3 protein-coding genes are annotated in these 4,130 nt (G+C 42.8%); 1 reads left to right on the forward strand and 2 read right to left on the reverse strand.

All coding sequences use genetic code 11. From position 1 onward, the window contains the following. Window positions 1–711: 711 nt before the first annotated feature. On the reverse strand, window positions 712–1,776 hold the full coding sequence (locus tag V7K42_RS06225) for a YheT family hydrolase (protein WP_334914517.1): 1,065 nt from the start codon (window positions 1,774–1,776) through the stop codon (window positions 712–714). A 157-nt stretch (window positions 1,777–1,933) separates the two neighbouring features. On the opposite strand from V7K42_RS06225, the gene V7K42_RS06230 reads away from it, so the two are divergent. Next, on the forward strand, window positions 1,934–2,677 hold the full coding sequence (locus V7K42_RS06230; RefSeq protein ID WP_334914519.1) for a response regulator transcription factor: 744 nt from the start codon (window positions 1,934–1,936) through the stop codon (window positions 2,675–2,677). Window positions 2,678–2,992: 315 nt separating this feature from the next. On the opposite strand, the gene V7K42_RS06235 is transcribed toward V7K42_RS06230, so the two are convergent. Further along, on the reverse strand, window positions 2,993–4,130 hold a 1,138-nt coding region (locus V7K42_RS06235), incomplete at its 5' end, for a tetratricopeptide repeat-containing protein (protein ID WP_334914521.1).

Here is a 4,130-nt window from a genome sequence, read left to right on the forward strand (position 1 = left end):
CTCTTCAGAAAGATGATTTTTGGCTGGCATAGGTGGCTGATACTGGATTAATTATTTAATCTCTTATTATCCAATCTAGCTGCGTAACAGCTTAATACTACAAATCAACCAGTAAAGTGGACATTAATTTTTTCCTGTTTATTATTGGCAGCAACTTTTTTTTATCCCCGTTTAATATTACCTTACAACCGAGAAGTATTGATAGGATTAATATTAGGAATTATAATTTTACCTTTGTTAATAAAAGTTAAAAGGACATATTTAGATGAGCTTTTCGGCAATCTATCTTACGGATTATTTTTATCTCATTACTTGGTTATTTTTGAGTTTGAAAAACTAGGGATACACTGGAATTTCAAATGGATTTCGCTAATGCTATTATTTTCTATATTTCTTTCAGTAATAGGTTTTTTATGTTTTGAAAAGCCAGTAATTGCTTGGCGTAAAAAAATTAGAAATCAGCATAATTAAAGTATATTGAGAGATAGAAGACCACTCTTTTATTAGTAGATAATGGTATATCGCAGGGTAGAGAGTTTTAATGCAATTAAACTAGGATTTGACTGTATCCCACTTATTATTTCACCATCTCTCTCATGTTTACATCCGTATACGCTGTAGACGTACCAAGGATACCCCATTAGATTTAATCTGACGAATCTTAATTACGAATTACGTAGCTTGCTTGTTGGCAAAGGTAAGTATTACGAATTACGAATTACGCTGATGTTCCAACCATTGTAAAATCCGATTCCATGCCCACCAAGGATCGGAATCTTGTACTTGACGTTGGCACTCTTTACTACTCAAATAGCCAACATGGCCGCCATACTTAGTGAGCAACAAATCTATTGCGGAATTGCGATCGCAAGCTTCTTCTAATTCCGGTATGATAGCTGGGTCAAAAAGTGGATCGTCAGCAGCATATAAAATCAAAGTTGGTTTCGAGATTTGCGGCAATATTTGTAAAGCACTACTCGCTTGGTAATATGCTTCCACAGAAGAAAAACCTAATCGCTTAATTACTAGTTCATTATCAAAACCCCAAATGCTATTCGCCCGTTCAATCGCTGCTGGATCAATGCTTTCAGGATGAGCATCATGGATTCGCCATGCCAGTTTTTTTAAATTTTGGGCAATTCCTGCTTCCAAATATCTACCGAAAGGCTTTGTAACTAGATAAGATAGCGATCGCTCCGAATCCAAACTCGGACAAATCACCATACCACCGCCAATATCGCTATCTTCTAGCCCTAAATCTCCATACTCCCTAATCACCTCACCAGCCACCTTCACGGCCCATAGCGCCAATTGTCCTCCTAAAGAAAACCCTGTAAACCAAAATTTTCCGGGACATCCCATTGCCTTAGCGGCGGCGGCGATGCGAACAAAATCTTCCCCCTCGTACAAACCATCAGAAGTTAGAGTTGGGGATAGTTCGGCGGTTTTGCCGTGGGCCCGCCAATCAAATAACACCACAGCGTATCCCTGAGCATAAGCTTTACGCCCCAGCACTCTCAAAAACCATTCCGTTTGTAATTCTCCAGTAATGCCATAAGTGCCGATAATCGTACTATGAGCATTTTCCGGGATGGCAACCAAGCCAAAAATTGGCACACCTTGGCCACCAACAAAGATTTTCTCGTGATAAGACGGTTCTGGGTCTTTAGTAGTACTTTCCCAGTGACGTTTTCCCCACAAAGCAGTGTATACAGTCATCATCACACCGTTTTGTAAAAACCAAGACGGATTGTAGGGGGGGGTATAACACATCATAGACTATAAGATTTCGTGTAATTGAGTCTTGATTTCATAGTCATTTAATCTTAATATTTATGTAAGATTTAAAAACTTTTTCATCATTGCTTCAAAAATCTTTGTATCTATCAAAGGTTGTTATTTATCCTTAATAAGTAGTAATAATTTTTTAAGAATGCCGAGGATTCTTGTCATAGACGATGACCCAGCGATTTCAGAACTAGTTGCCGTCAACTTGGAAATGGCTGGCTACGATGTTAGTCAAGCTGAAGACGGCATCAAAGGTCAAGCGCTGGCTCTCCAGCTACAGCCAGACTTGATCATGCTCGATTTAATGTTGCCCAGGGTAGATGGGTTTACTGTTTGCCAACGCCTGCGCCGCGACGATCGCACCTCTGAGATTCCTGTGTTAATGTTAACGGCTTTGAGCCAAACTCAGGATAAGGTGGAAGGCTTCAACGCTGGCGCAGATGACTACCTCACTAAACCTTTTGAAGTTGAAGAACTGCTGGCACGGGTGCGGGCACTTTTGCGGCGGACTGACCGCATTCCCCAAGCAGCAAAGCATAGTGAGATTTTGAACTATGGTTCACTCACTCTCGTTCCCGAAAGATTTGAGGCAATTTGGTTCAATGACACGGTGAAATTGACTCACTTGGAATTTGAGCTACTTCACTGCTTATTACAACGCCACGGTCAAACAGTTTCTCCCAGTGAAATCCTCAGAGAAGTTTGGGGCTACGATCCCGATGATGACATTGAAACGATTCGAGTCCATATTCGCCACTTGAGAACCAAGCTAGAACCAGATCCTCGCCACCCCCGCTATATCAAAACAGTGTATGGTGCTGGATACTGTCTGGAGTTACCAGGTATCCCTCCATCAAATGAAGGGGCTTCAATAACAGTTGTTGAATGAAATCACGCTAAATTCCCTTAACTAAGCCATCACTTAGGCAAGAACTCTGCAAAATTCTTAATTCCTTACCGTTTAGTTAAGGTTATTGCTGAGGTATGTAGAGACGTTGCAATGCAGCGTCTCTTGAGAGATCATAGCAAGCGATCGCCTTTTGAAGTTACAGAGGGGCGTTAGCGAAGCTTACCGAAGGTATCGCTGTTTGAAGTTAGAATTGATGGCGATCTCTGCTAAAATTTGAACTACAACTGTTGTGTGGCATCAATTTGATATGATTTTTTGAAAGGGTGCGATCGCGTAGTGTGCAGGAGGCGATCATTAGCGATATGCTTCTCTTAAAAATCTTGCATAATTTCCCCGAACCGTCATTGTATGGGGATGACCTACACCTAAAGTACGTTCACAAATTGCCAAAGCTTGCTGATACAGCGGTTCGGCTTCGCTATAGCGTCCTGTAAAACAGTAGAGTACTGCGAGATTGTTTAGGCTAGTGGCGACATCGGGATGGTTGTCTCCCAGCAAGCGTTTTATCAGTTCCAAAGCTTGCAAATACAGGGGTTCGGCTTCGCTGTACCGTCCTGTAGATTCGTAGAGTGCTGCGAGATTGTTCAGGCTAGTGGCGACATCGGGATGGTTGTCTCCCAGTAAGTGTTTTTTTAGTTCCAAAGCTTGCTGAAACAGGGGTTCGGCTTCGCTGTAACGTCCTGTAGAATGGTAGAGTCTTGCAATATTGTCCAGGCTATTGGCGACATCGGGATGGTTCTCTCCTAGTAAGCGTTTGTACAATTCCAAAGATTGCTGATACAAGGGTTCAGCTTCGCTGTAACGTCCTGTAGATTCGTAAAGTAATGCGATATCGTTCAGGCTAGTGGCGACATGGGGATGGTTCTCTCCTAGTAAGCATTTTCTCAGTTCCAAAGCTTGCTGAAACAGGGGTTCGGCTTCGCTGTACCGTCCTGTAGAATGGTAGAGTACTGCGAGACTGTTCAGGCTGTTGGCGACATTGGGATGGTTATCTACCAGTAAGCGTTTGCTCAGTTCCAAAGCTTGCTGATACATGGGTTCGGCTTCGCTGTACCGTCCTGTAAATTGGTAGAGTACTGCAAGATTGTTCAGGCTAATGACGACATCGGGATGGTTGTCTCCCAGTAAGCGTTTTGTCAGTTCCAAAGCTTGCAAATACAGGGGTTCGGCTTCGCTGTACCGTCCTGTAAATTGGTAGAGTACTGCAAGATTGTTCAGGCTAATAACGACATCGGGATGGTTGTCTCCCAGTAAGCGTTTTGTCAGTTCCAAAGCTTGCTGATACATGGGTTCGGCTTCGCTGTACCGTCCTGTAAATTGGTAGAGTACTGCGAGACTGTTTAGGCTAGTGGCGACATCGGGATGGTTGTCTCCTAGTAAGCGTTTTCTCAGTTCTAAAGCTTGCAGATACAGGGGTTCGGCTTCGCTGTAC

Origin of the sequence: Nostoc sp., from assembly GCF_036917455.1 — a bacterium.
GTDB lineage: Bacteria > Cyanobacteriota > Cyanobacteriia > Cyanobacteriales > Nostocaceae > Nostoc.